This window comes from Enterococcus sp. FZMF (assembly GCF_030263915.1).
Classification (GTDB): domain Bacteria; phylum Bacillota; class Bacilli; order Lactobacillales; family Enterococcaceae; genus Enterococcus_D; species Enterococcus_D casseliflavus.
In genome coordinates this window covers 929,300-954,845 of record NZ_CP127160.1, presented here as the reverse complement: position 1 = coordinate 954,845, position 25,546 = coordinate 929,300, and the positions used below count along the sequence as shown (strand labels likewise).

General features: G+C 44.5%; 21 protein-coding genes, 1 tRNA gene, 1 pseudogene and 2 other annotated features. Of the genes and pseudogenes, 8 read left to right on the top strand and 15 right to left on the bottom strand.

Annotation, left to right across the window (positions count from 1 at the left end):
• Nucleotides 1-157 precede the first annotated feature (157 nt).
• The 4 genes and pseudogenes from QN079_RS04610 to QN079_RS04595 form a co-directional block, all read right to left on the bottom strand.
• Entirely contained in the window at nt 158-988 is an 831-nt protein-coding gene (locus tag QN079_RS04610; RefSeq protein WP_005225404.1) for an energy-coupling factor transporter transmembrane component T family protein, read from the bottom strand.
• Nucleotides 978-2,688, bottom strand: a pseudogene (locus tag QN079_RS04605) (ABC transporter ATP-binding protein). Before QN079_RS04605 ends, QN079_RS04610 begins: the two are co-directional and overlap by 11 nt.
• A gap of 25 nt (nt 2,689-2,713) precedes the next feature.
• The gene (locus tag QN079_RS04600; RefSeq protein WP_005225401.1) at nt 2,714-3,268 is read right to left on the bottom strand and encodes an ECF-type riboflavin transporter substrate-binding protein; all 555 of its coding nucleotides are present in this window, start codon (nt 3,266-3,268) and stop codon (nt 2,714-2,716) included.
• A complete protein-coding gene (locus tag QN079_RS04595) occupies nt 3,265-4,113 on the bottom strand; it encodes an SAM hydrolase/SAM-dependent halogenase family protein (RefSeq protein WP_005225399.1) in 849 nt (282 codons plus the stop codon). Before QN079_RS04595 ends, QN079_RS04600 begins: the two co-directional genes overlap by 4 nt.
• 91 nt (nt 4,114-4,204) lie before the next feature.
• Nucleotides 4,205-4,444, bottom strand: a binding site (T-box leader).
• Between the two features lie 630 nt (nt 4,445-5,074).
• On the opposite strand from QN079_RS04595, the gene QN079_RS04590 reads away from it, so the two are divergent.
• Nucleotides 5,075-5,156: transfer RNA gene (locus tag QN079_RS04590), tRNA-Leu, on the top strand.
• A gap of 93 nt (nt 5,157-5,249) precedes the next feature.
• Here QN079_RS04590 and QN079_RS04585 read toward each other — a convergent pair.
• Nucleotides 5,250-6,902, bottom strand: coding sequence for a peptide ABC transporter substrate-binding protein (locus QN079_RS04585; RefSeq protein ID WP_060791756.1), 1,653 nt, complete (start codon nt 6,900-6,902; stop codon nt 5,250-5,252).
• A gap of 561 nt (nt 6,903-7,463) precedes the next feature.
• Between QN079_RS04585 and QN079_RS04580 the strand changes: the two genes are divergently transcribed.
• Nucleotides 7,464-7,916, top strand: a complete 453-nt coding sequence (locus QN079_RS04580; RefSeq protein WP_289230463.1) for a DIP1984 family protein — start codon at nt 7,464-7,466, stop codon at nt 7,914-7,916.
• A gap of 236 nt (nt 7,917-8,152) precedes the next feature.
• On the opposite strand, the gene QN079_RS04575 is transcribed toward QN079_RS04580, so the two are convergent.
• The 4 genes from QN079_RS04575 to QN079_RS04560 form a co-directional block, all read right to left on the bottom strand.
• Nucleotides 8,153-8,869: an NADPH-dependent F420 reductase gene (locus QN079_RS04575; protein ID WP_289230462.1), complete on the bottom strand. Its 717-nt coding sequence runs from the start codon at nt 8,867-8,869 to the stop codon at nt 8,153-8,155.
• On the bottom strand, nt 8,862-9,923 hold the full coding sequence (locus QN079_RS04570; protein WP_289230723.1) for an LLM class flavin-dependent oxidoreductase: 1,062 nt from the start codon (nt 9,921-9,923) through the stop codon (nt 8,862-8,864). The genes QN079_RS04575 and QN079_RS04570 overlap by 8 nt, the downstream gene beginning before the upstream one ends.
• A gap of 152 nt (nt 9,924-10,075) precedes the next feature.
• The gene (locus QN079_RS04565) at nt 10,076-10,438 is read right to left on the bottom strand and encodes a TIGR02328 family protein (protein WP_010747697.1); all 363 of its coding nucleotides are present in this window, start codon (nt 10,436-10,438) and stop codon (nt 10,076-10,078) included.
• 14 nt (nt 10,439-10,452) lie between these two features.
• Nucleotides 10,453-11,421, bottom strand: a complete 969-nt coding sequence (locus tag QN079_RS04560; protein WP_060791754.1) for an NADP-dependent oxidoreductase — start codon at nt 11,419-11,421, stop codon at nt 10,453-10,455.
• A gap of 267 nt (nt 11,422-11,688) precedes the next feature.
• On the opposite strand from QN079_RS04560, the gene QN079_RS04555 reads away from it, so the two are divergent.
• Complete coding sequence (locus QN079_RS04555) at nt 11,689-12,768, top strand: ABC transporter substrate-binding protein (protein WP_115232034.1); 1,080 nt, start codon at nt 11,689-11,691, stop codon at nt 12,766-12,768.
• Nucleotides 12,769-14,373: an amidohydrolase gene (locus tag QN079_RS04550; RefSeq protein WP_289230461.1), complete on the top strand. Its 1,605-nt coding sequence runs from the start codon at nt 12,769-12,771 to the stop codon at nt 14,371-14,373. It abuts the gene before it with no gap.
• A gap of 117 nt (nt 14,374-14,490) precedes the next feature.
• Here the strand turns inward: QN079_RS04550 and QN079_RS04545 are convergent, their stop codons facing one another.
• From QN079_RS04545 to QN079_RS04535, 3 genes are read right to left on the bottom strand one after another with little or no spacing between them, the layout of a single operon-like run.
• On the bottom strand, nt 14,491-15,921 hold the full coding sequence (locus tag QN079_RS04545) for a glycoside hydrolase family 1 protein (protein ID WP_289230460.1): 1,431 nt from the start codon (nt 15,919-15,921) through the stop codon (nt 14,491-14,493).
• 28 nt (nt 15,922-15,949) lie between these two features.
• Nucleotides 15,950-16,612: a PTS sugar transporter subunit IIA gene (locus QN079_RS04540; RefSeq protein ID WP_289230459.1), complete on the bottom strand. Its 663-nt coding sequence runs from the start codon at nt 16,610-16,612 to the stop codon at nt 15,950-15,952.
• Nucleotides 16,500-16,886 (bottom strand): CAT RNA binding domain-containing protein, encoded by a 387-nt coding sequence (locus QN079_RS04535; protein WP_289230458.1) that lies wholly within the window; start codon nt 16,884-16,886, stop codon nt 16,500-16,502. The genes QN079_RS04540 and QN079_RS04535 overlap by 113 nt, the downstream gene beginning before the upstream one ends.
• 722 nt (nt 16,887-17,608) lie before the next feature.
• On the opposite strand from QN079_RS04535, the gene QN079_RS04530 reads away from it, so the two are divergent.
• Both QN079_RS04530 and QN079_RS04525 read left to right on the top strand, forming a co-directional pair.
• A complete protein-coding gene (locus QN079_RS04530; RefSeq protein WP_005234527.1) occupies nt 17,609-17,755 on the top strand; it encodes a hypothetical protein in 147 nt (48 codons plus the stop codon).
• A 218-nt stretch (nt 17,756-17,973) separates the two neighbouring features.
• Nucleotides 17,974-18,558 carry an SOS response-associated peptidase gene (locus tag QN079_RS04525; RefSeq protein ID WP_289230457.1) on the top strand — a complete coding sequence of 195 codons (585 nt, stop codon included), beginning with the start codon at nt 17,974-17,976 and terminating at the stop codon, nt 18,556-18,558.
• Between the two features lie 81 nt (nt 18,559-18,639).
• On the opposite strand, the gene QN079_RS04520 is transcribed toward QN079_RS04525, so the two are convergent.
• The gene (locus tag QN079_RS04520; protein ID WP_167823417.1) at nt 18,640-19,245 is read right to left on the bottom strand and encodes a short chain dehydrogenase; all 606 of its coding nucleotides are present in this window, start codon (nt 19,243-19,245) and stop codon (nt 18,640-18,642) included.
• Between the two features lie 201 nt (nt 19,246-19,446).
• Nucleotides 19,447-19,678: a binding site (T-box leader), on the top strand.
• 49 nt (nt 19,679-19,727) lie between these two features.
• Here QN079_RS04520 and QN079_RS04515 point away from each other — a divergent pair.
• On the top strand, nt 19,728-20,567 hold the full coding sequence (locus tag QN079_RS04515) for a MetQ/NlpA family ABC transporter substrate-binding protein (protein WP_289230456.1): 840 nt from the start codon (nt 19,728-19,730) through the stop codon (nt 20,565-20,567).
• A gap of 135 nt (nt 20,568-20,702) precedes the next feature.
• Complete coding sequence (locus tag QN079_RS04510; RefSeq protein WP_289230455.1) at nt 20,703-21,614, top strand: LysR family transcriptional regulator; 912 nt, start codon at nt 20,703-20,705, stop codon at nt 21,612-21,614.
• 137 nt (nt 21,615-21,751) lie between these two features.
• Here the strand turns inward: QN079_RS04510 and QN079_RS04505 are convergent, their stop codons facing one another.
• Together QN079_RS04505 and QN079_RS04500 are read right to left on the bottom strand one after the other, a co-directional pair.
• Nucleotides 21,752-23,500, bottom strand: a complete 1,749-nt coding sequence (locus QN079_RS04505) for an ABC transporter ATP-binding protein (protein WP_005225384.1) — start codon at nt 23,498-23,500, stop codon at nt 21,752-21,754.
• Nucleotides 23,484-25,238, bottom strand: a complete 1,755-nt coding sequence (locus QN079_RS04500) for an ABC transporter ATP-binding protein (RefSeq protein ID WP_289230454.1) — start codon at nt 25,236-25,238, stop codon at nt 23,484-23,486. The genes QN079_RS04505 and QN079_RS04500 overlap by 17 nt, the downstream gene beginning before the upstream one ends.
• Nucleotides 25,239-25,546: the final 308 nt, after the last annotated feature.

Genomic DNA, 25,546 nt, shown 5'->3' with positions numbered 1-25,546 from the left:
ACTTTAGCAAATGTAGCACTCGCTAAAGTCAATTGACTGACTATCCTGCGTTTTTTGGCTCGATCATTTCTGGGACGGATGAATCAATTCTGAATCATCCGTCCCACTTTCATTATTGACAATGCGTCCGTTTTTTTAGTTTTCATGGGGTGATTTGTTAACGAAACGGATTGTAGAAACGTCCGCCATTAAGTACCATCAAGGACAATCCGAGCGCCACGATCAAGCAAACGACAGCAATCGCCAAAAGATCTTTGCCTTGGATCGGCTTAGCTTTCAGCCAGGTACGCTGCTTATGTTTGCCAAACCTTCTTAGCTCCATGGCAGCAGAAATATGGTCGATCCGTTCCAAGCTGGAAAAAATCAAAGGAATCGCGATCGCGACATTGCCTGCCACTCGCTTGCGCAAAGGTGCTTTTTTAGAAAGCTCCACGCCCCGTGCTTGCTGCGCTTTGGCAATGGTCCGAAAATCATCTTGAATATCGGGAATGTAACGCAAAGCCAGTGCGACTGCATAGGCGATCTTGTAGGAAATCCCGATGCGGTTGATGCTGGACGCTAACTCACTAGGATTGGTGGTAAACAGGAAAATCAATCCTGGCGGAATCGTGACAAAATATTTGATCAATAGATTCAACTCATAAAACACTTGCTCTTGGGTCAATGTATACCGACCGATCCCTTCGAAAATCACGTGGCGCGTACCGTAGATCTCCACCCCGTATTCTGGTGCGAAAAGATAGACCGCCACCAAATTCAAAAGCGAAAAGAAGATGATAAATTTTAATACAAAAGCGATATCTCGGTAGCGAATTCCAGCACTGGCAAATAGAAAGACCGAAAACAATGCCAGTCCAATGAGAAAGCGCGTATCATAAGAAATCATCCCGATGACGGATAGCAGCAAAAAACAAATCAGTTTTGCAGCACCGCTTAATTGGTGAATCCACGTTTTGCGGTCAAGATAGCCGATTAGATTACTCTCCATCGTGTCCCTCCTTCTCGCTGGCAATGAAGGCGGCAGTAAAAGCGGCGGGATCTGTCAGCTGGTTAAGGGTCGCCAGTGTATACAAGCTGGTTTCTTTGAGGTTTGCGGCACTCACCACTTGTTTGTCTGCTAAGACAACTTCTGGCGGAGCGTCCAGCAAAATCGTTCCTTTTGTCAAAACGATCGTCCGCTGTGTATACTCCAACATCAAATGCATATCGTGGGTGATCATAACGATCGTTAATCCCCGCTGGTTCAACTCCTGTAAAAATTGCATCATTTCGGTGTAATGGCGATAGTCTTGTCCCGCTGTCGGCTCATCCAATAAAATGAGTTCAGGATCTAAGACGAGGATCGCTGCAATGGCGGCTCGGCGTTTTTGCCCATGACTTAGTGCCGACAATGGCCATGAACGAAACGGATAAAGACCACAAATTTTCAAGGTCTGATGAACTTTTTCTGTAATTTCAGCCTCTGGAACGTTTCGGTTGCGCAAGCCTAAGGCAACTTCGTCAAACAGGAAGTTTTTTGACAGCATTTGATTGCTGTTTTGCAACACATACCCGATTTTTTGCGCTCGTTCTTTGATGGAATCATTGCCCATGTTCGTTCCTTGCCAAAGCAACTTGCCAGAAGTCGGAGTTAAAAAAGCCGGTAATCAAATGGGACAAGGTCGATTTTCCTGCGCCATTATGCCCGACCAAACTAATCATTTCTCCTTGATGGATGGTAAAATCCAGTGCTTGCAAAATGGGTTTGCCCACTTGGTAGGAAAACGATAGATTCTTCGCTTCCAACAACGGCGGCTGGTGGCTAGGAAGCGCCGGTTTCGGAAATTTTTCTTGAAACTGAGTCAGTTTTTCGGCAATCTCAGGTGATGCAAATGCTTCTACCGCGACCAAATCAGCAGCGTCGGTCACGGGAACCCCCGCTTTTTTTAAAGCAGCTAAATACAGCGGTTCACGAATGCCGACTTGCTGCAGCATATCCGTTTTTAATAGTTCATTCGGTGTACTGTCGGCAAGGATGCGGCCTTCTTCCATCACGATGATGCGATCGACAGCTGCGGCTAACACTTCTTCTAAGCGATGTTCAATGATGATGGTGGTAAAACGCTTCTCTTGATACAGCTGGTCGATCATTTTGATGGCTTCCACACCTGTTTGCGGATCCAAGTTGGCTAGCGGCTCATCAAACAGTAGAATCGGTGTTTCATCGATCAAAACACCTGCCATTGAAACACGTTGCTTTTGGCCACCCGATAATTCCTGCGGTTTTTTCGCCAAATGATCCATTAAGTCAGTCTTTTCTGCCCAAAAACGCAGCGCCTCTTGCATCACTGCTTGACTGCGCTGATCGTTTTCCAATGAAAACACGATATCTTCTGCTACGGTCAAGCCTACAAATTGGCTATCGGTGTCTTGCAGCACCGTGCCGACGGTCAAAGACAGCTCATAGATGGAAGCTTGCCCAAAGGCATTGGTACCGATTGTCAATTCTCCAGTACTACTGCCTTTGTCGTTTTGCGGGATCAAACCGTTCAAACATTTTCCTAATGTACTTTTGCCAGAACCGCTGGCACCGACGATCAGGACTTTTTCTCCTTCATAGATCGTTAGATCGATGTTTTTCAAGGTCGGTTCCGCTTGTGCATCATATTGGAAAGAAAAATTCGTAAATTGAATGATTTTTTGTTTCATTTTTAGCCTTCACACATTTCTTTGGTTAGGATTCCTTACTCAAGCTGCCTTTTTTGGTTTTGGTTTGGGCATAGGCTTTTAGCAGGATCACTCCGATTATCCCAGTTACGACTGCATTGGTCAATCCCGCAATGACTCCTTGCGTAAAGACTTTGTTCGCTGGTTCGCCATAGATCAAAATATCCCCGATCGGGGCAATGATCACCCAGACGACCAAATTTGCGATCGTTTCACCGATCAAGAAGGTCCGAATTTCTTTAGCGCCAAAGGTTCCTTGCTGGATTGGAATCCAACGAGTCAAAAGTCCAAAGAACACCCCTAAGATCCCAGAGGCGGCGATCCAAGACCACCATGGACCATAAGTCGTTAAATCTCCTAGAGCATGACCGATAAAACCTGCTAAACCAGCCACGATCGGACCGTAGACAACGCCTAATAGCGCCAAGAAAGGATAGGCTGTGGCGATATCTGTATTTGGGAAACCCGTCGGAATCGTGACGAAACGTTTTAAGACGAAAAAGACCGCAGCACCGATACCGATTGCAACAATGTGTTTTACTGTAAATTTTGATTGATTCATTTTTCATTTCTCCTTTTTTTAAGGGTAATTTTCCAATTCGTGCCAGTCCCTATTTTATAGGTTTCAGCAAATGAAGCCAAGTTGAGCCCTAAACCGATATTCAGCAAGGAATTGACATATAAGACGGGTTCTTGTTCTGCCACTTGCGCAAAGGAGCGTCCGAAACGCACTTCTTCTTGATAACGCAGGGTATCTTGGTAGTAGATACTGACGAGCAGCGACTCATTGTATTGGACCTGCCATTGCTTAAAGAACGTGTGGGGAATATTCGTCCACAACGAACCAAAGCGGATATCGAGAATATCGATCGTCCCTGTGATCGTTTCAGCTGTTTGGCTTGGCTTTTCAATGGCAAAAACTTGGATCGCTTCTTTAGGTTCAGGTGTTCCTAGCTCTTCAAAGCTGATGGCGCCGCTGGCGAGCCGAGCGGCATTATACATATAAACATCCCGACCATGAAACGTATGGCTTTCGGCTGATCCTGCCAAGCGCTCAGTTGCCTCATTGATCACCCGAAGTTCAGCGATTCCGATATAAGTCGCTAAATAGGTCAGGGTGCCGTTATCTGGTGTCAAAACCAACTGCCCGGTCGCCAGCTTGGCAACCACACTTCGTCGATCAGACCCTACGCCAGGATCGACCACTGAAACAAAGACGGTTCCTGCTGGCCAATAGGTGACGCTTTGTAGCAGGCGATAGCTGGCGTCATGAATGTTGTATGGCTCGATCTCATGAGTCAAATCCGCAATGACCAGCTCTGGTGCCACTTGATAGGCTACCCCGTACATCGCATTGACCGCTCCATCTTGCAAACCAAAATCGGTTTGAACCACTAATTTGTGCATTTTCTCTCCTCCCAACAACCTTTCTCCTTTTCAACAAAACCTTCGCATGAAACAGCTGACCCTACAGACACAAAAAAAGCCCTTAGCCAAAGCTAAGGGCATCACCTGCGGTACCACCTTAATCTGTAAAACCTTCACAGGCCTCACCTCATTCAGTACCCGAAAACACTCGGAGACTGTCGCTTGTTAACGGGGCAACCGTATTTTCCTAATTAGTCAGAAAATCCGCTCCAAAGTCATTTTCAAATCATTTGTTGTCGTTCCTTCTCACCTGCTGGAACTCTCTGCTAGACAACGCCCGTGATTCTACTTTCTTTTTCATCGCGTTTGCATTTTGTTTCATTAAAATTATCAAAGCTTGTGCCTTTTGTCAATTCTCTTTTAAGAAAAAATTCAAACAGAAGCCATAATTTGTCAAAAGATTCACGCAATTTCTAAATTTCACTCGAAAATTCTTCATATTTTCTCGGTATGATACCTGTATACCAACAAACAACCCTAACACTTTTTCATTTTTTACTCCTTCCCGCCAGTCCCCGCTGGCGGGCTCCTTTTTGCCTTCTGACCGTTTTAGATGGTTTCACTTTTTCTTGGCGATTTCTTCTCAGAATTCTGTTTGATTCGTCAACTTTTTTTCACATTTTCCCGCTATTATAAATACATACCAACAAACAACCCTAACACTTTTTCATTTTTACTCCTTCCCGCCAGTCCCCGCTGGCGGGCTCCTTTTTGCCTTCTGACTGTTCTAGATGGTTTCACTTTTTCTTGGCGATTTCTTCTCAGAATTCTGTTTGATTCGTCAACTTTTTTTCACATTTTCCCGCTATTATAAATGCATACCAACGAACAACCCTAACACTTTTTCATTTTTACTCCTTCCCGCCAGTCCCCGCTGGCGGGCTCCTTTTTGTGAGATTGGACTTGATTTTCTTCCTAGAAAGGATTATCTTTATCTTATGCGGAAGTGGCGGAATGGCAGACGCGCACGCTTCAGGCGCGTGTGAGTTTATCTCGTGTGGGTTCAACTCCCATCTTCCGCATTTAGCAGTTCAGCTTTCTGAACTGCTTTTTTTGTTGCAAAACGCGCATGTTCATCGAATAAACATGCGCGTTTCATTCAACTATTTTTCCCCTTATTCACTAACATAGGCGGTGCGGAAAAAGAAATGCGCACCATAAGCTGGGAATTGGATGTCTTTAACATTTGATTTGATCAAATAATTTGAAGCACTTTGGTAAAGAGGGACTTGCGCAGCATCTTGTTCCAACAAAATTTCTTCTGCCGCTTTGTAATCTTCAAAATATTGATCGGGGTCATTGGCATGAACGGTGCGCGCATCTTCCGTCAACGCCGTATATTCTTCATTGACATAGCCGCCGTAATTAAAGGAAGCGCCGTTTTTGTATAAGATAAAGAACATATCCATGTCACTGCTTCCAGCGATCCAGCCAGAAACGGAAAGCTCATAATCACTATTTGCTCTTGATTGATTTAAGCTGGCACGTGGCTGTTTGTTGATGGAGATCGACAAGCCTGGCAAGTTTTCTTGCAGTTGGCTTTGCAAGTACTCCCCGATTTTTTGACCATTGTCATCATCTGTCACTAATAAACGCAGCGTCGTACTTTCACCAATTTCCGCTTGGGCTTTTTCCCACTCTTCCTTGGCAGCCTCTAAATCATACAGATTATAATCACCGCTATATGCTCGAAAATCTTCGCCAGTATTTGGATTCGCAGCTAAGCCAGTAGGGATCAATCCATTTAAAACTTTCGCTCCATCGTTCAACACATTATCCACGAGACTTTCTTTGTCGATCGCCAACGCGATTGCTTTACGCACATGAACATTTGCTAAGGCATCGTTGGCGGTTTTATTGAAGTCTAAGAAAAAGTTCGCCACATCGTTTTGCGTAACTAGTTCTTCATTGTCCCCGTATTGTTGGACGTAGATCCCGCTGATTTTTTGCAAATCAAGGTCGCCGCTTTCAAACAATTGGATCCCCGTATTTTCTTCTTTGATGGTGGAGCCTTTGATTTCCTCCAATTGAACGACATCAGCATCGTAGTATTGGTCGTTTTTCACTAGCGTCCACTCGTCTCCTGTCTGTTGCCAATCGGTTAAAGTAAAGGGACCAGAATACAACAAATCTTCACTTGTCCGGGCATAGGTCTCGCCTTTTTCTTCAACAAAGGCTTGATTTTGCGGTGCCAACCAGCCGATGGAAATCAAGGATAAAAACGAAGGCTGCGGCTGCTCCAACTGTACGATAAAGGTCGCGTCATCTGGGGTTTCCAGACCAATCGTTTCTACGTCTGCATTGCCTTCACGAATGTCTTTACTATTGACTACATTATCCAACAAATAGGCGTTTGGTCCCATCGTTGCTGGATCAACTAACTTTTTCCACGCATAAGCAAAGTCAGCAGAAGTGATCGCTTCGCCATTGCTCCACTTCGCATCGTCTCGCAAAGTAAAGGTATAGGTTTTGCCATCTTCACTGATTTCGACTCCTTCTGCCAAGCCTGGAACTGGTTCACTGTTTTCATCGAAACGGTAGAGCCCTTCGAATAAATGTTGTACGATGGTAAACGTTGCTTTATCCGTCGTTTGGGTCGTATCGAGAGTCGTCAGCTCAGCTGGTAGACTCACCGCAATCGCTTGATTCGGCGCACCGTTAGTTTCAGCCTCTGATCCCTCGGTATTTCCTGTTGTCGTGCAGCCAGAAAGGGTCAACCCAATCACTCCTGCTGCAACCAATAAACGCTTCTTCCAGATCATTTTCATTCTTCCTCCTATGTGATTGCGCAACCAACGCAAGTGTTTTTCATGACAGCAAAAAACGCATTCAACGATAAAAAGAAAAAACCTCATCCCTTTGCTTATCAACTTTGACAAACAAAGGGACGAGATTTTCGTGTTACCACCCTTTTTCGCACCATTCTCACAAATGGCACCTCAACAGTACGCTAAGATACTTGGCACGGTAACGGCTGCTTTCCGTCTGATTTGCGTGAACAAATCAGATCACTCAGAGCTCATCTTCACTTTTTTTCTGCTGCCCTTTCTCACCATCCGGGTTCTCTTCTAACAGATTCCAAAGCTACTCTTCTCTTCATCGTCTTTCTTTTTATCTAAAAAACAGGTAAATGACGTTTTTTTGTCTATTTCATGATTGTTTTAAAGTATACTATTGGTGTTTTTGGAAGTCAACAAGAATTGCGAATATTCAGTTTTTTATGATTTTTCTATCAGAGCTTGTTTTGCGTCTTGCTTGCCTTTCGTCACGTTCTTCTCTAGGATAAGAACTAGATAAGCCTTCTCATTTGTAAAAAGGAGTGTGCCAAAATGAAATTAGCAGAAGCGTTACTTTTAAGACGAGATTTGAACAATCGTCTGTTTCAATTGCGCAACGAAATCTCTAGCAGTGTGTTAGTCCAAGAAGGCGATACCTTGGATCGTAGTATCACAGAATTGTTCAAGGAATACGATGAGATCAATCAACAGTATTCAGAATTAGTCGTAGCCATCAATCGGAAAAATGCGACTGCCTCTTTAGCAGATAGTGCGTTATTGCTGATGGAAGCACTAGAACAGCGAGAACAGCTGCGCCGCAAGCATGCACTGCTTACGCAAGCACTGGATGAAACCAAAGCAGCTCCCCGAATGGGTCGCAACGAAATTCGACTGGTGCGCACGATCGATACAAAAACGCTAACGGAGCAATTGAATACGACCGCCAAACAGCTGCGAGAATTAGATGGAAAGATCCAACAAACCAACTGGCTAGTCGTTCTTTAACAAACATGGGTGGGTGTCAAAGGCGAGCACAAAGCAGGTACAGGCTAATATGTACACTATGGAACGTCTGGCAGAGACGTAAACGTAACAACCACTGCTTACGAATCACAATCGTAACAATCACATTGTATTTTTTAGCGACCACGTGCTGATTTGACTGGATGGGAAAAACCCTCTTCTTTTTTTGAGAAGAGGGTTGTTTTTATCGTATCCAGCCGTACGTGGAGCCGGCTCTTTTACTGAGGAACCTGCTGCTTGTTACTCACAGCGGAAGGACGCGCCAGAAACGCTTGCCCTTTCTCACTGCTCCAAAACGCCTTCATCAATGCCGTCAATCCCTCTTTGGTTTGATTGGCACCAAAGAAAGGACTGCCGGGTTCTAACATGATGCCATTAGCTAAAGCACCGATAGGAAAGGGATCAAAGCCGAAGGCAGCAACGATTTCTGCTATCTGATCGAGGGCGGTTTGGTCATCACCAGCAATGGCGATGGCTTTTTTGGCAGTTCCTTGAGCAGCCGTTCTCGTCAGCAAGGATTCCTCTTGGATATCGTGGTACCCCATATGATTGAATCCTTTGACTACTTTACTTTGGGAAAAATAGCGTTGCACACGTTCCGAAGAAGTCTGCTCGATGGATGAGTATTCTATTTCTTTGCCATCGACTTCCCACCAATAATTCATGGCATCGATCACTAGCTTGCCAGCCAAAGCTTCTGCTGGCAGCTGTTGGTACTTACTCAATGGGATTGCCAAAAGGATCGTTTGGGCTTCTGTCATCACCTCAACGGCATTTTTTGCGATCGCTCCCGGAGCCAACACAGAAACGGACAAGGCGATTTTTTCTGCTGGCTTCGTACTGGCGATCAAGACCCGATAGCCCGCCTGGGCACCAAGATTTGCGAGTGCTAAGCCTAACTTGCCTGCGCCTAAAATACCGATGGTTTTAGGCATTGCTATCACCTGCTGCCAACAATTCTTTCACCCGTGGAATCACTTTGGTTCCATACAATTCAATCGTTTTGAAAATGTCTTTTTGCAGCTGTCCGCCAGTACCGTAAACCAGATCAAAGCGTTCTACACCGACTTGCGGCATCATACGGGCGATTTTTTGCGCTACGGTTTCTGGACTGCCTACATAGTAAGATCCATGTTCGACTTCAAAGTCAAAGCGCTCTTTGCTCATGGCTGGCCAGCCGCGATCAAGACCGATTTTGTCCATGCTCTTTTTGATGTAGTTCCAGCCGATTTCATAGGCTTCTTCGTCGGTGTCGGCGATCACACCATGGGAGTGCATGCCGATTGGCAAAATCGGTTGCCCCAATTGCTGCGCTGCCTTTTTATACAGATCAACATAGGGCGCAAAACGAGCAGGCTCGCCACCGATGATCGCTAACATAACGGGAAACCCATAACGGACGGCACGAATGATCGATTCAGGGGTTCCACCGACACCTACATAGGTATCTAATTGGTGTCCCTCGATTTTTGGAAAAACGTCGGCATTTTTTAAGGATTGCGTGAACTTGCCTTCCCAAGTTAATGGTTTGCCTTTTCTCAGTTCACTAAACATCGCTGTTTTTTCTTCAAATAGTTCTTCATAATCTTGCAAGTCATAGCCGAATAGAGGGAATGATTCAGTAAAAGATCCTCGTCCCAGCATGATTTGTGCACGACCGTTCGACAACGCGTCAACGGTCGCAAACCGTTCGTAGACCCGCACGGGATCATCCGAACTCAAGACAGTTACACCGGTACCTAATTTGATGGTATTGGTAACCATCGCTAAAGCCGCTAGTACCGTATCAGGACTTGAGATCGAATATTCTTCCCGATGGTGCTCCCCTAAGGCAATGACATCGATGCCGACTTCATCGGCTAATTTCCCTTCTGCCACGATATTGCGCAACGATTCGCTATAACTGATCCGTTCTTTCGTTGTATCATCAAAGGCTAGATCGCCAAACGTATCTAACCCAAATTCAAGATTTCTGTGATTGATGGTCATTTTCTTTTCCTCATTTCTCATTACTGATTCTCTGTTCTCACTATAACAAGGAACAAAAAAAGTTGCGAACAATATGCTTACTTTTTGTAAGTTGCCAATTTTAAAGCAAAAAAACACTTTCCCGAACAAAAATTCAGGAAAGTGTTTGGTCTTTAAAGATAGATCCCTTTACTATGGAGATTCACTAAGCATTCTTCCAAGTATGCTTCATCATGTTCTGGATAGATCGGCGTAGTCAAAGGAACAGCTTGAACGGAGGGTTCCAGCGGCAGATTTTTGCCACGATACGCTGGATCGTACCATTCAGGTGCTGGCCGATAGCCTCGATAGGTCATTTCATCCAGCACTAACTGATGGTATTGAAACAATTTATAGGGCGGATGGGTAAAAACGTAATCGACGGTTGCGTGCTTCTTACCCCAGCCTAGCCCCCGTAAGGCTGCTGCTTCACGATGCTGGCCTAACAGCTGCTGCCGAGGCAAAGCAGGTATCAGCGCTTCATGCCATAAGCGCATCGGTTCAGCCTCCTTTATTCTGCGTCCTGGCTGATGAAATTGTCTTGATTTTCAATAACGATCTTGCCGACTGCATGGTGTGTCTCACTCAATGCGTGGGCATCGTAAATTCCTTGTGCCGTCAATGGGAAGGTTGCACCGATGACACTGTTGACTTTTTCTGCTTCGATCAGCTCTGTCAATTCTGCCAATTGTTTGCCGTTGGTTCGTAACCAAATTGCTTTGGCGAAGATGTCTTTTTCTTTTGCCAAGTCTTCGTCTTCAATACTCAAAATTGAGATCAGACGGCCCTTAGGTTTTAAGACAGTGAAACTTTTCTTCTGGGTGTCGCCCCCCATCGTATCAAAGACCAAATCGATGTCTTGCAAGACTTCTTCAAAATCTGTCGTATGGTAATCGATGATCTCATCGGCACCAAGTTTTTGCAATAACTCATGGTTACGAGGACTAGCCGTCGTGATGACGTAAGCGCCAGCTGCTTTTGCTAGTTGGATCGCATAGGTACCAACTCCGCCTGCTCCGGCATGGATCAAGACTTTTTCCCCTTCTTTTAAACGACCGTGTTCAAACAACGCTTGGTAAGCAGTCAAACCAGCTAATGGCACTGCAGCTGCTTCTGCGTAGTTTTGGTTTTCTGGTTTGATCGCTGCTAACTCAGCATCCACGATGGCGTAATCAGCATACGTCCCAAAACGAGTCGTTTCAGGGCGGGCATAGATCGCATCACCAACTTTGAATTCTGTCACGTCAGCACCTATTTCTACGATATCCCCTGCGACATCCCAGCCTAAAATAATTGGGAAGTCCCACGGAAACATTTGTTTTAAATAGCCTTCTCTTAATTTCCAATCGATCGGGTTGATGGATGTTGCGGCAACTTTGACTAATAATTGATTTGCTTTTAATTCTGGTAATTGGACCGTTGCTTCTTTTAATTGGTCTTTTCCACCATAGGCTTCAATAACGACAGCACGTGTTTCCATTGATGCTTCACTCCTTACATTCATTCTTCATCAAAGAGAGGTTCCTGTTTTTCCATCCCTTGATTTCTCACTTCCCTAGCTTAGGCAAAAGGAGGGAATTTGACAAATGATATGTTTGGAAACTGCCCCAGCCACCTGGCCGTTCCTCCTTCAAAGCCTTGAAAGAAACGGGTTTATTTTTTCTTCATTTTTTTATTGCCTTTTCTTTAAAAATCAATTACGCTACTCAAGAAATACGAAATTGTAGAGAAAGAAGGAATTGATGAATTGAAAAGGTTGTGGGTATTTTTTGGCGGTGTGATCGGCATCACCGCGTTGCTGTTTTTAGGTGCTTCGGTGTTAACGAAAGAATCGGGGGCAGCAACGTCGTCCGACAAAAATACAGTGATTATTTACAATTGGGGCGAATATATTGACCCCGAATTGATCAAAACATTCGAAACTGAGACTGGTTACTCAGTGATTTATAATACATTTGACTCCAACGAAGCGATGGAAACGAAAATCAAACAAGGCGGCTCGCGCTATGATTTGGTTTTCCCTAGCGAATCGATCATTCCGAAAATGATCGAAGAAGGATTGTTAGTGCCTTTAGACCATCAGAAATTGACGGGAACGGAAGATCTGTCGCCTTTTTTGATGGATCAAGCCTTTGATCCTGACAATACCTACTCAATCCCCTATTTTTGGGGCACGATCGGAATCATGGCAAATACTGAAGAAGTTGATGTTTCTTCGATCCATGGCTGGAGTGATTTATGGGACCCTGCATTTAAAAATGATGTATTGATGGTGGATGGTGCTCGCGAAACCTTAGGAATCGCGTTACAGACGCTCGGTCTTTCCCAAAATGAAAAAGACCCGACCAAGGTCGCCAAAGCCTTGAAGAAGCTGGAAAGTATCCGTCCCAACGTCAAAGCAGTTTTGACCGACGAGATCAAAACCTTGATGATCAACAACGATGCCCCTTTAGGAATCGGGTATTCGGGCGATGCCGCTTATGTGATGGCGGAAAATCCTGCCGTCACCTATATCGTTCCCAATGATGGCGGTGCGATTTGGACAGACAATTTTGCGATCCCGAAAACCGTTGGCAATCTTGAGGGAGCCTACGCCTTCATCAATTTTATGCTACGACCAGAAAATGCCGCACAAAATGCCGAATACGTGGGCTACGCCACGCCGAGTGAATCGGCCAAAGCCATGCTGCCAGCAGAACTGACTGCTGACAAGGCTTTCTACCCTGAGCCAAGTGCGATGGAACAAATGGAACATTATGAATACTTAGGAAAAGAAGCGGTTGAGCTTTACAACGACCTTTTCCTTGAATGGAAGTTGGGATTATAATTGTCACTATTACTAAAATCTGAACACATCTTTGATTCCAAAACGAAAACGACTTTTGCGGGCTTTCTCCTGATAGAAGACCAGAAAATCACGGCTGTAGGTCCTCTTTCAGCGCTGCCAACACTTGCTGAAGACACCCAGGTCATTGATCTCAAAGAACAAATGATCATCCCAGGCTTTATTGATGCTCATGTTCATTTTTATCTTTCCGCATTACTCCATCAAGGGGCACTGACCCATCTTACGGGAGTGACAGAAGAAGCCGTTGCCCAGCAAGTGCCCGCCTTGCCCATCACCCATGGATGGAAAATCGGCATCGGCTGGTTCAGCAGTGATTTCGGTCAGCAAGTCTACCCGACGAAAGATTCGATCGACAACTATTGTGCAGACACGCCTGTCATGCTAATTTCCGGTGATGCCCACAGTATTTGGTTGAATAGCCAAGGGATCGCTGCTTTAGGGATCACACCTGAGAACTTACCAGCAGGGATCAGCGGGGAGGCACTGCTTGACGAAAACAGCGGACAATTAAGCGGCTGCTTTTTAGAAGCGATCGCCATTCATTATTTAGCAAAGGTCTTACAGTCATTTCAGGCACAAAGCCCTGCTGCCTTTCTGACCTATATGAAGCAGCTCAATCAATACGGCATTACGACGATCGGTGATGTTGCCTTGACAGGAGAAAGCTGGGACGATTTGGTTTACCCCACTCTTTATCGGCAAACAGAAGCAGAAGCGACCTTGCGCACTGTCTTTTATCCAGCCATGCGAGAAGACATCACGCAACTGAAAGAAACTTACCGTACTTATCGCTCCGAAAAAGTACAAATGGGCGGTGTCAAACAATTTTTTGATGGCGTGACGAGTACGCACACGGCTTTTTTAAAAAGGGAATATGAAACACCGTATTTTGCTGGTGATGTCGGGATGCCCTTGATCGATGTTCAACGGATGCGCCGCTTTATTTTACAAGCCAACCAGCAAGACTGGCCGATGCGCATCCATACCATCGGTGATGAAGCGATTCGACAAGCACTCCTCTTTTATCAAGAAAGTGCTGCTGCTCACCCGCTTTCTAAAGGCAAAGCCAATACTTTGGAACACTTGGAAGTGATGGATGCCGCTGATCTGCCACTAGTTCGCCAAGAACAACTAGTACTCTCCGTACAGCCTAGCCATTTATTAGTCGGTTATGAGACCCTCGATGAAGAAGTAGGCCCTCAGCGTGCCAGTCAAATGTTTCCTTTTCAGTCCTTTCTAGAGCAAGGCGCAACCTTGGCTTTTGGGACTGATACGCCAGTCGTGATCGACGTGACTCCTTTAGACTCGCTGTATTATGCGGTTGCTCGGCAGGAAAAAAACGGCCAGCCAGCAGGCGGATTGATGCCACAAGAAAAAATCTCCATCGCCGATGCCCTCTATGCCCACACCGCAGGCGCCGCTAAAGCCTTGAGTCGGCAAGATATCGGGCGATTAGAAGTTGGCTGTTTAGCCGATCTTTGTATTTTGTCCCAAAACATCTTGCCTTTGACTGCCGAAGAATTGCTTCAAACGACTGTTGAAGCGACCGTATTTGATGGGCGGTTTGTTTATTGGGGCAATTGACATGAACCACCGATAGGGACCACGCGTGAGCTACGCGTGGTTTTTGTTTTGTATACGCTGAAATTGATGCGCAAAAAAACTCCAGCACTTGTTCACCGCAAGTACTGGAGTATTTAATCATAAGCCGTTTTGTTCAATCACTTGTTGATACCAATAGAAACTGTCTTTTTTCTTTCTATCTAAAGTCCCTGTCCCGTCGTCATATTTATCCACAAAAATGATGCCATACCTTTTTTTCATTTCTCCTGTAGAAGCACTGACAATATCAACGGCACTCCAAATCGTGTAACCAATCAACTCGACACCATCATCGATGGCTTTCTCCATTTCAGCAATATGCTTTTCTAAATAATCGATACGATAATCATCATGAATCTGTCCATCTTCAGCAACAGTTTCTGAAACCCCGATCCCATTTTCCACGATCATCAATGGCAGTTGGTAGCGATCATAAATATCATTCAACGCAATTCTCAATCCTACTGGATCAATCATCGCATTCCATTCCGTCTGCTCTAGATAAGGATTATTTACGCCTGAGCCGCCAATCATACTGTGTCCATTTTTGGTAACTTTCTCATCTGCAGAGACACAAAGTGTTAAATAGTAACTAAACGTGTAGTAATCCACTGTTCCCTTAGCTAGGATCGCTTGATCTTCTGGTGCAAACTCGATTGTAAAGCCATGATCAGCAAAATATTTCTTTGCATAATAAGGATATTTCCCTGTGACCTGCACATCGCCACAAAACTTCGAGTGCATATTTTCTTCTTGTTTGGCTAGTAATACATCATTTGGATGGCTGGTATAAGGATAGCGTGGCATATAAGAAATCATACAGCCGATTTTCAGATCTGGATAGTGTTCATGTCCGTAAGCGACAACCTTTGCACTGGCAACAAATTGATGATGCAGGGCTTGGTATCGTTGCTGTAGATTATCCGGCTGATTGATAAATTCAGATTCACCAACTTGCAGTCCCAGTGATAAAAAGTTTCCGATACTTAAAGTCGCCGTGTTGATTTCATTAAAAGTGATCCAATAGTTTACTTTTTCGTGATAGCGTTCAAACAACACCGCCGCATATCTCGCATAAAAGTCGATCACTTCACGACTCGCCCAACCATTGTATTCTTGGCTCAAATATGCGGGAACATCAAAATGAGCAATGGTTACAATTGGTTCGATCCCGTACTTCCGACACTCGTCAAACACACGGTCATAAAAGGCCAGTCCTTCTTCATTCGGTTCAGCGTCGTTGCCCTTGGGAAAAATCCGTGTCCAGTTGATAGACATGCGGAAAGCTTTAAATCCAGCTTCTGCAAACAATGCAATATCTTCTTGATAATGATGATAAAAATCAGTTGCTTCGTGGCTCGGATACAACAACTCTTCTTCAATTTTCGCTGTGATTTTCCGAGAAGTCGTATGGCTGCCACCACTGATCAAGTCAGCACAAGCGAGCCCTTTTCCGCCCTCATTATAACCGCCTTCATATTGGTTTGCCGCCGAAGCGCCGCCCCATAAAAAATGTTTTGGGAAACTCATTGCTGTCATCCTTTCTTCTTTCTAATGGTTAAAAAATGGCTAATAACTGATCGCCAGCTTGAATTTCTTGATGTTGGGCAAGTGCCACAACATCTAAGAAGTCTGCCGTATTAGTAACAGTGATCATAACGGTATCTTCATACCCTGCCTGAGCGATTTTTTCTGAATCAAAATGCAATAACGTTTCTCCCACTGTGATTAGATCACCTTCATTGACTAGTCGTTCAAAGGCACTTCCTTGCATATTCACCGTATCGATACCGATATGGATCAGTAGTTCAATCCCCTCGGTACTGGTAAGTCCAATCGCATGATTTCCTGGAAAAACGGCAGAAACCTGTCCCGTAAATGGTGCTATCACCTGTTGATCGTGTGGCTTAACAGCAATTCCTTTACCTAATGCCAATGAAGCAAACGCCTGATCATTGGTTTCTGTCAATGGAACAGCAGTCCCTTTTAAAGGTGATAATACAATTTTTTCAATCGCTGGTTGTTCTTTCTTCGTTTCAGAAGAAACATCAGTTGCTTCGGGTGTCGCATCTTGCGCTCCAGATTTTACTGCTTGTGGCTGATTATTGTTAGGAAAATCTGCATCTTTGACCATGAGCCAGGTATAGGCAAAGGCAATCGCAAAAGTAATCAACGAGCCGATCAGCGCATGAAACACACTGCTGTATGATGGAAGCGCCACAAATGAAGCTGACTGCTAAGCGATAATTCTGTTTGGCATAAGCCACGATTTTAGCAACGATCGCTACGTATTTCGGATCGCATTTTCCTAATTGATAGCTAAAATGTTCCAGCATTGCATGGGTATCCAATACAAAAATCTTTTCAAAATCTTGTTCTTCTACATCATCTCCTACCTTCTTATTGAAGCTGATGCCTGTAGAAAATCCGATAATTTCATTGCTGCCTTTCTTTAGTAAGACAACATTATTATTTAAAAACTTCTTTATTTTCATGATTTCCTCCACCTTAAAAACACTAAAAAACCTCATACTCCACCCTTGGTGGAATATGAGGTTTGCCTTCTTACAGTAACACGCCTCTTGGTCACAGCACTTCTGTAACCGTTATCTAATTACATCGGTATCATAGCACTTCAAAAAAAACTTGTCAATCGCTTCCTTAAAATTTTTCACACGATCGGTTAAGCCCCCGTTGAGCTTCTCACAAAAGCTGCCTTTGTCAGACGGACATTTCAAGAACAACTTTTGCTTTTTTATTCCCCAAAAACCAGTAACTTACCAACACAATAAACAACAAGCTTCGTGCTTATATAGCGCTTGAGTCATCGTTTCTTTCTACAAATCATTTTTTGAGGGGAAAATGTATCAATAACACGCAAAAAACGAAAATAGCTTCTATTCTCTACTTTTGACACATATCTTAGTTATTCCTCGATTGGTCTATTTGTTGAAATGTCAAAACATAATAGTTTTCATTCTTTGTCCTTATATGCTAGAAAGCAAGTAGCAGAAATTTTATACGTTTCCGTTCCTTCGTCTTTCCTTCAAACACGAATTGGTCTATTCCACTCTCCTCCCTTTCTCCTTCAATCGTTTCTTAAACCTTTGAATAAATTCTTAATAAAATAACTAACAAAAAATAAACTTTTACTATATCTCTTGAATGTAAGCGGTAAATTTGTTATTATTACCAAGGATAAGGAGGTGTTTATCTATTGTATGCGATTAAAATCTTTCATGGTTATCTAACCGCCGAAGGAAAAAGAACACGGGACAAAACAATTGCATTGACCTATACTTGCAGAGAAGATGCTGAACGTTTCGCAAATAAAATCGGCGGGAGAGTTAAAAAAATTGGCTAACCAACTAGAATAAAAAAGGCTGTCAACCTCAGTAGGTGACTGCCTTTTTTTGTTATCTGATTTCCAGCAAATCAAGCGATACTCCTGATTTTTTACATATGTTTAAGATCCTTTTCTTGTTGAATCGAGAAGTGAAGCAAGTTAGTTGGTTTTGACGCCTTGAGTCTTTATACTGAAACAAAGGCACCAGCCAATCCAAAAAAAGGAGTGACCCGTCCATGTGCGGCCGATACTTATTTGACCCAACAACTGGCGAATTGTCAGAATATTATCAAGAAGCCGCGACGAAAGCCCGCAAGCGCCAACAGACTGTCGCTGTCAATGATGTTTTCCCTTCCAATCATGTCGTAACCATCGGTGCAAATCAACAACAACAAGTTGTAGCTGGTGTGACAAGGTGGGGCTTTACCGGCTTTAAAAAAGGGCATTTGATGATCAATGCCCGTTCTGAGACCGTTGAAGAAAAACCGACTTTTCGCAAACCTTTCCAAGAGCATCGCTGTGTCTTTCCGATGTCTGGTTTCTATGAATGGAATCATGAAAAGGAAAAGTTTCTCTTTTCGCAAGATCACGTGATTTATGCCGCTGGTTTTTATCGCATCCTTCAAAAAGAGGATCAAATCGAAACCGAATCAATCATTCTAACGACTGCCGCGAACGATTCTGTTGAACCAGTCCATGATCGAATGCCTCTGTTCTTAGAAAAAGAAGCGATTGCTTCTTGGATCAATGACTTGGCTTTTGCTCGCCAACAACTCAAAGCAGAAATGCCCAAGCTGAAAACTCAATTGCTCTCTTCTTAACTGCTTGCTGCTTCTTTTTCAGCAGAACAAAAACCGCCAAGTCAGCTTTGATTTGGCGGTTTTTCCTACTTCTGCTTTTTCTTAATAAACGGTGAAGGTTTTGCCAGTCATGATCCCAAAGACTGCTTTTTGATACGCTGCAAAAACAGGTGCGTCACCAACGGGAATAAAGCCTTTGAAAGAATCGGCGAAGGTTTCCCAAGAGCCCACAAGTGCATTGGGACTGACTGCATTGATTCGTACCCCATGACCGATCTCAAAAGCCGCCGATGCCACGAAGGCTTCTAAACCGCCGTTGACCAGTGCTGAAGGCGTGCCCATTGGGATAAATTCGTCTTTGATAATTCCAGAAGTCAGTGTGATACTGCCACCTTCATTGAGAAAATGCTGGCCAATCAACGCAAGGTTGACTTGTCCTTGCAGCTTCGAAGCCACCGACTGTTGAATATCTGCTGGCGTCAATTCCTCAAAGGGTTTAAACACTGTACTTCCCGCAGCGGAAACAATGGCATCCACTTTTCCAGTAGCTGCAAATAGCTGGCTGACACTGGCTGCATCCGCAATTTCGACTTGATAATCGCCGCTGCTACGGCTAGCCGTGATCAGCTCCACCTCTGGCAGTTGCTGAAAGCCTTCAACTAAAAGCTGCCCAAGTGTGCCGGTATGTCCAATCAAAAGTAATTTCATTTGCTCGCCTCTTTTTTTGTTTTGTGCTTCGATTCTAACCCAACCAAGCGATTTCGACCATTCATCTGCTTTTCCTGCCTTATTGGTCTATTCTTATCCTTCCCCATTTGTTCCCCTACTACCTGCGTAGTGATTGGAATCACCTATCACGAAAGCAATTGACAACTTTCTCATCTTGTTCTAAGATACTACTAATTTCATACACATGCAGTGAGAAGAAGAGTACGATCCCCCCTTTCTTTCAAGAGAGCTCGGAACTGGTGGAAACGAGTAAGGAAGACGATCCGAAGATGACCTTTGAGCATTCGTGGACGAACAATCCCCGACGGAGAAAGCCCGATAGCGCAATGCAGTTTATTTGATGAACTGACTGAGGTTTTTTGTTTCAGCAAAAAACAAATGAAGGTGGTACCGCGAAATGATCGTCCTTCCCAAAGAATTGTCTTTGGGAAGGTTTTTTTTATAAAAAAGGAGGAAGAGGTATGAAACGAAGGATTCGATTAGGTATGGGCATTGGTCTGTTATCCTTGGTCTTATTTACGGGCTGTGGCAACCAAGAAGAAGTGACCGGAAATGTCGAAGAACAGCAGACAGAAATCAGAGTTGGTACGACACCAGGACCTTACAGCGAGCTGTTTCTTCAGGGAATCAAACCGATTTTAGAAGAAGCTGGCTATACCGTGACCGATATTGGCTTTACTGGGGTGTTGGAAGCAGACATTGCACTGAACGATGGCGAAATCGACTTAAACGTGGATCAGCATACCGCCTATTTAGAGAACTTTAATGAAAACACGGGTGCCGATTTGGTGGGTATCACACCGATCCCTACCGTTCCAGCTGGCTTGTATCCTGGCAGAAAGGACAATTTAGCAGCGATTGAAGCAAACGATACCATCGGGATTCCCAATGATCCGTCAAACAGCGCCCGTGCCCTGTTGCTGCTGCAAAAAGCTGGCTGGATCGAACTTGACCCCGAAGTGGCGCCCATTGACGCGACGTTAAGAACCATTACTGACAATCCTTATAACCTGGATATCGTCGAGATGGATTCTGCGCAAATCCCCCGCAGCTTAGCAGACTTAGACTATGCGGTGATTCCCGGCAGCATCGTTTATAGTGCTGGAATTGCTGCAGAGGAAAGTTTATTAAGTGAAGACATTTTGCAAGAGTATGAACTGGTGGCAACGGTCAAAGAAGCCAACCAAGACAGTGATTGGGCACAGGCAGTGGTGGCAGCATATCGTTCTGAAGCCTTTAAAGAACTGCTGGCAGAAGAGAATCAAACGGGCTATTGGTTTATTCCTGAAGAATTGCAATAACCGCTTCACAAGTAGCAATAAGCAGCAACTGTCTTCTTATTTTTTAAGAAGCTTCTATTATAGAAGGAAAAGAACTGACTACTATTGATTGGTGGACCCTTTTTCCGTCTGAATCTTTGTAAAGGAGGTCAAAAATTGAATATTCAACAAATGCGGATCGTGCAAGCGATCGCTGACCATGGAAGTTTTCGTGAAGCAGCCAAACGGCTGTATCTCTCACAGCCAAGTCTTTCCCAAGCCGTGAAAGAGTTGGAAGCAGAATTGGAGGTCCAGCTTTTCGAGCGTACGAATCAAGGTGCCCGCTTGACTGCCGAAGGCTCGGAATTTCTAGACCATGCCCAGCCGATCTTGAGTCAAGTAGCGCAGCTGCAAACGCGTTTTTCCAGCAAGCAAGCAGCGAGTCAAACCTTCGCCATCGCAAGCCAGCACTATGATTTCACGGCTGGAATTTTCAGTGAACTGCTACAGGAATTTCCCGACTGTCGCCAGTTTCGCCTATTAGAAACCACGACCTTAAAAGTGATCACGGACGTGCAGCAATATCGAAGTGAATTTGGGGTTCTTTATTTGAATGAGCAAAACCAAGCAGGATTGGAAAGACTGTTACAAGGCGCCCAATTGTCCTTCGAGGCGTTGGGACGGTTTCGCCCCCATGTCTTTTTACGAGCGACTCATCCCTTGACAGAAAAAACGCGGCTTTCCTTAAAGGATCTCGCCCCCTATCCGCAAGTACGCTTTTTGCAAGAAGATGAACGCTATTCGTTCTTTTCCGAAGATTTGATCGACTTTGCTCAAAGCCCTCAAGTGGTGCATGTCAGCGATCGAGGCACAATGGTCCAGCTATTACAGCAGACGAATCTTTATGGAACCGGCTCGGGGATCGTTGCCCAACCAGAACGCCAAGGCTTGGCTTTTCTTCCTTTGATCGACGCGTCCGAGGGTGAGATCATCCTCATTAAAAAGAACGATCGCCCATTATCAGTGATCGGCGAGCGTTTCTTAACAAAATTACGACAACACCTTGCCGCTTTTCCTACTGATATATAAGCGAAGGCCTCCTCTTCCTACTCCCCATAGATGATTGGCTGCACCTTCGCATTATATAAAAAATCCTTGAGCCACTTCCCATGCAGGAGGCTCAAGGATTTTCTTTTACGGTTACTGTTGTCGGCAATCACCGCTGATTACAGCTGCTCTGCCTGCATTTGATACATTTGCTGATAGATTCCTTGCCCTTGGACAAGACTCGCATGGGTTCCCCGTTCCACGATCTTCCCTTGGTCTAGGACCAAGATTTGATCGGCTTGTTTGATCGTTGACAAACGGTGAGCGATCATGAAGGTCGTCCGTCCTTTTTGCAAGACGGTCATCGCCTTTTGAATGATGGACTCTGTTTCAGTGTCCACATGGCTCGTCGCTTCATCCAGAATCAAGATTTTTGGATCAAACACCAGCGCACGGGCGAAACTGATCAGCTGGCGTTCTCCACTAGAAAACTCATTGCCTTTTTCAACGACTGGATGATGGATGCCTTTTTCGTAGCGGCTCAAAAGGTAGTCAGCGCCGACTTGCTTCAAGGCATCGATAATCATCGCTTCGGTGATCGTTGGATCGTTCATCCCGATGTTGCTGGCGATCGTTCCAGTAAATAGATAGGGATCTTGCATGACGATCGCCATTGAATCTCTTAAACTATGACGATCATAATCAGCGATCACTTGTCCATCCACAACGATTTTTCCCTGCTGCGGATCATAAAAACGGAACAACAGGTTCAAAATACTCGATTTTCCAGAACCAGTATGACCAACTAAAGCAATGGTCTCTCCTGCGGCAACGTCAAAGTTGATATCGTGCAAGATCGCTTGCTCAGGGTCGTAGCCAAAGGTCACTTGTTGGAAAGAAACATCGCCATTCGTGACAGTCAGCTGCTCACTTTGTTGTTTTTCAACCGGCTGATCAGCAAACTCAAAGACCCGCTGTCCAGCAGCTAATGATTGCTGCACATTGGTGATGGTTTGGACAAGCCCTTCGATGGGATCATACAGGCGGTTGATGTAATCAATAAAGGCATACAGCAATCCTGCTGAGATCGCCAAGCGGCCATCAAGGAAAAAGGCGGCCAAGGTCGTGATCAAAATCAAGATCGTTGAATTTCGCAACAAGTTGCCTAATCCCCAAGCGATACTTGAATCGAGCAAGAGGTATTTACGTCCAGTTTTGAACCATTTCTCTACTGTTTCATTAAATTCTTTCTGCAACTGATTTTCTCGTTGGAAGGCTTGGATGATCGCCATTCCTTGGACAAATTCATTCAACTGTCCACTGATTTGTGAGATGTATTCCCGCATTGCTAAATTGTAACGAGAAGCATATTTGGTATAAAAATGCTGCCAGATTCCTAAAATCGGGATCAAAATCAGCATCGCTGCTCCTAAGGTGCGGTTCAAAAGAAACAATGCAATAAACGCACCAATGATTTGGATGATGTTGCTTAACAAGTTACTGATCACGATCACGTAGAAATTCGACCGCAAGACTTCGGTGTCATTCGTGATTCGTGCAACGACTTTACCTGCTGGGATCTGGTCAAAGTAAGAAACCGGTAATTTGTGCATATGGTCAAAAAGCTGATCCCGCATTTTTTTGACGATACTGTTGGACATTTTTCGCAATTGCAGCAAGCTGATATAACGAAAGAGGGAACCAATCAAATTGACCAGCAAATACCCAGCGAGCAATTGGATCAAAAGCATCGTGTCTAAATTGCTACTGTTAACCGCTGGTGTCATCACTCGGTCGATCAGCTGCTTGGCAATCAGTGGGGAAGTCAGTTCGAGCGCTGCAGCCAGCAACAGCAAGATCGCACCCACGGTAAATTGTTTTTTATAATAGCTCAAATACGTGAGCAAACGTTTAATCGTCGAGAACACTCGTATCGTCCTCCTTTAACTGTTGATGATAATACTGCTCTTGGTACCAGCCTGGCGTTTCGATCAACTCCTGATGGGTACCACGCTGTGTGATCCGTCCGTCTTCTAAGACGATGATTTGATCCGCTTCGGTGATGGCGGACAATCGATGGGTCACGATGATGGAGGTCGGTGCCTGCTTCATCGTTTTCAAATTCGTGATGATGGCTTGTTCCGTTTTGGCATCAACTGCCGAAAGGGCATCATCCAGTAAGAGGACTTCACTGTTTCGTAAAAACGCCCGTGCTAAGGACAAGCGTTGTTTTTGTCCACCAGAAAGGGAAACGCCTTTCTCACCGACGACCGTTTCGAGCCCTTCTGGCATCCGCTTGATGTCTTCGCTAAAGCAAGCAGCTTCCAGTGCTTCCCACAATACTTCTTCGGAAGCGTCTGGCTGTCCGAATAACAAGTTCTCGCGAATCGTTCGTGAAAACAAGGTATGTTCTTGCGGTACTTCTGCAAAGTGGTTCCGCACTGCTGTTGTTTGATAGGCCGTCAACGGCTGCTCGTTGATCAAGGGGACTTGATCAGAGTATGGATAGCGGTGACCAAATTGTCTTAGCAGCGTCGTTTTTCCGCTGCCGGTCTTCCCAACGATCCCTAAGACTTCTCCACGAGTGATCGTCAAATCCAGTCCTTCTAACACATAACGAGCTGCTTGCGGGTATTGGAAATGATATGCTTCAAAACGGATCGTATTGATGGCTTGCAGGTCGGCTTCACCTGGCGTTTCTAATTCATCTCCCGTCTGCAGCACTTCATTGATCCGACGCCAGGATGCGGCACCTTGCTGCATCACATTCACAAGATCTCCTGCTGAGATCATCGGCCAAACGACCATTGTCAAGTACACTTGGAAAGAGACCATTGCACCGATGGTGATCGTTTGGTTGGCAACAAGAAACGCCCCCACACCAAAACTCATCACGAAACTGATCGCTAAGATGATGGTAATCAGCGGCCCAAAACGGGAATCGATCTCAGAAACGATATTGTTTTTCGCTCGTGTTTCCAGTGTTTTCTTTTGAAACTGTTCCGTGGTGGCTCCTTCTAGTCCATAAGCTCGGACGACCCGAATGCCATCAATGATCTCCAGCACTTCACTGTTCATCTCAGAAACAGAATTCTGCGCCTCCGTAAACGCCTTATCGACTTGCGAGCCCCATTTGAAAATGTAATAGGCTAAAAGCGGCATTGGAATCAAGGCAATCAAGGTCAGTAGCCAAGAAACCGTCCCAGCCATCATCGCTACGATAAAGCTTAGATACAAACTAGTATTTAAGAAAACCATCAGTCCATACCCAATGGTCATCCCCATCACTTGGACATCGTCACTGGAACGAGTCATTAAATCACCTGTTCGGAAACGGTGGTAAAACGGCGCCCCCATTTTGAGAAAGTGGCTCATCAATTGTTCCCGTAATTGTTTTTGCAAATCGTAGGAACCAATAAATAAATTAAACGTCCAAACAAATTCCGCCAAATATCCTAACAAGATAGCTCCCGCGAAGAGGCTCACATATTGGATCAGTACGGAGTAATCAAAATTATCTTGAATCAACGCATCGATGAACAAGCGCAGAATATAGATCGGTGCGACATACATCGCACTAGCGATCACCATAAAGACGAATACAAAGGTATAGCGCACCTTATGTTCTTTAAAATACGTTTTTAATTGTTTTAATACATACTTCATGTTTTATCCCTCACATTCTAAAAAAGCACACAAAAAAGCTCTGTCCCTTCGGAAAAAGGACAGAGCATAAACGTCGTTATTATAGACATTATCTGTACACTAATGGTTACCGAATGAGGGATTCACTTTATTCAATTTGGTTGTTTTTTTATCAAATACTTTTTGCATCGTAATCCCTCCTTCTCTTTTTATTTTTGCTGACTACACCTAACACTTTACAGATAAGTTTCTGAGAATGCAACAACTTTTATTAATTTTTTTTCAAAAAGATTGACTTTTCTAAAAAGGCGTTTCTCAATTTCTCACTT

What these genes read in the sequence shown, in the direction of transcription:
- QN079_RS04570 (WP_289230723.1), bottom strand. Translation starts at nt 9,923, where the DNA reads ATGACCATCAATCACAGAAATCTTGAATTTGGGTTAGATACGTTTGGC.
- QN079_RS04580 (WP_289230463.1), top strand. Translation starts at nt 7,464, where the DNA reads ATGAAATTAGCAGAAGCGTTACTTTTAAGACGAGATTTGAACAATCGT.
- QN079_RS04595 (WP_005225399.1), bottom strand. Translation starts at nt 4,113, where the DNA reads ATGCACAAATTAGTGGTTCAAACCGATTTTGGTTTGCAAGATGGAGCG.
- QN079_RS04525 (WP_289230457.1), top strand. Translation starts at nt 17,974, where the DNA reads ATGTGCGGCCGATACTTATTTGACCCAACAACTGGCGAATTGTCAGAA.
- QN079_RS04575 (WP_289230462.1), bottom strand. Translation starts at nt 8,869, where the DNA reads ATGCCTAAAACCATCGGTATTTTAGGCGCAGGCAAGTTAGGCTTAGCA.
- QN079_RS04520 (WP_167823417.1), bottom strand. Translation starts at nt 19,245, where the DNA reads ATGAAATTACTTTTGATTGGACATACCGGCACACTTGGGCAGCTTTTA.
- QN079_RS04610 (WP_005225404.1), bottom strand. Translation starts at nt 988, where the DNA reads ATGGAGAGTAATCTAATCGGCTATCTTGACCGCAAAACGTGGATTCAC.
- QN079_RS04600 (WP_005225401.1), bottom strand. Translation starts at nt 3,268, where the DNA reads ATGAATCAATCAAAATTTACAGTAAAACACATTGTTGCAATCGGTATC.
- QN079_RS04560 (WP_060791754.1), bottom strand. Translation starts at nt 11,421, where the DNA reads ATGGAAACACGTGCTGTCGTTATTGAAGCCTATGGTGGAAAAGACCAA.
- QN079_RS04565 (WP_010747697.1), bottom strand. Translation starts at nt 10,438, where the DNA reads ATGCGCTTATGGCATGAAGCGCTGATACCTGCTTTGCCTCGGCAGCAG.
- QN079_RS04545 (WP_289230460.1), bottom strand. Translation starts at nt 15,921, where the DNA reads ATGAGTTTCCCAAAACATTTTTTATGGGGCGGCGCTTCGGCGGCAAAC.
- QN079_RS04515 (WP_289230456.1), top strand. Translation starts at nt 19,728, where the DNA reads ATGAAACGAAGGATTCGATTAGGTATGGGCATTGGTCTGTTATCCTTG.
- QN079_RS04585 (WP_060791756.1), bottom strand. Translation starts at nt 6,902, where the DNA reads ATGAAAATGATCTGGAAGAAGCGTTTATTGGTTGCAGCAGGAGTGATT.
- QN079_RS04500 (WP_289230454.1), bottom strand. Translation starts at nt 25,238, where the DNA reads ATGAAGTATGTATTAAAACAATTAAAAACGTATTTTAAAGAACATAAG.
- QN079_RS04535 (WP_289230458.1), bottom strand. Translation starts at nt 16,886, where the DNA reads ATGAAAATAAAGAAGTTTTTAAATAATAATGTTGTCTTACTAAAGAAA.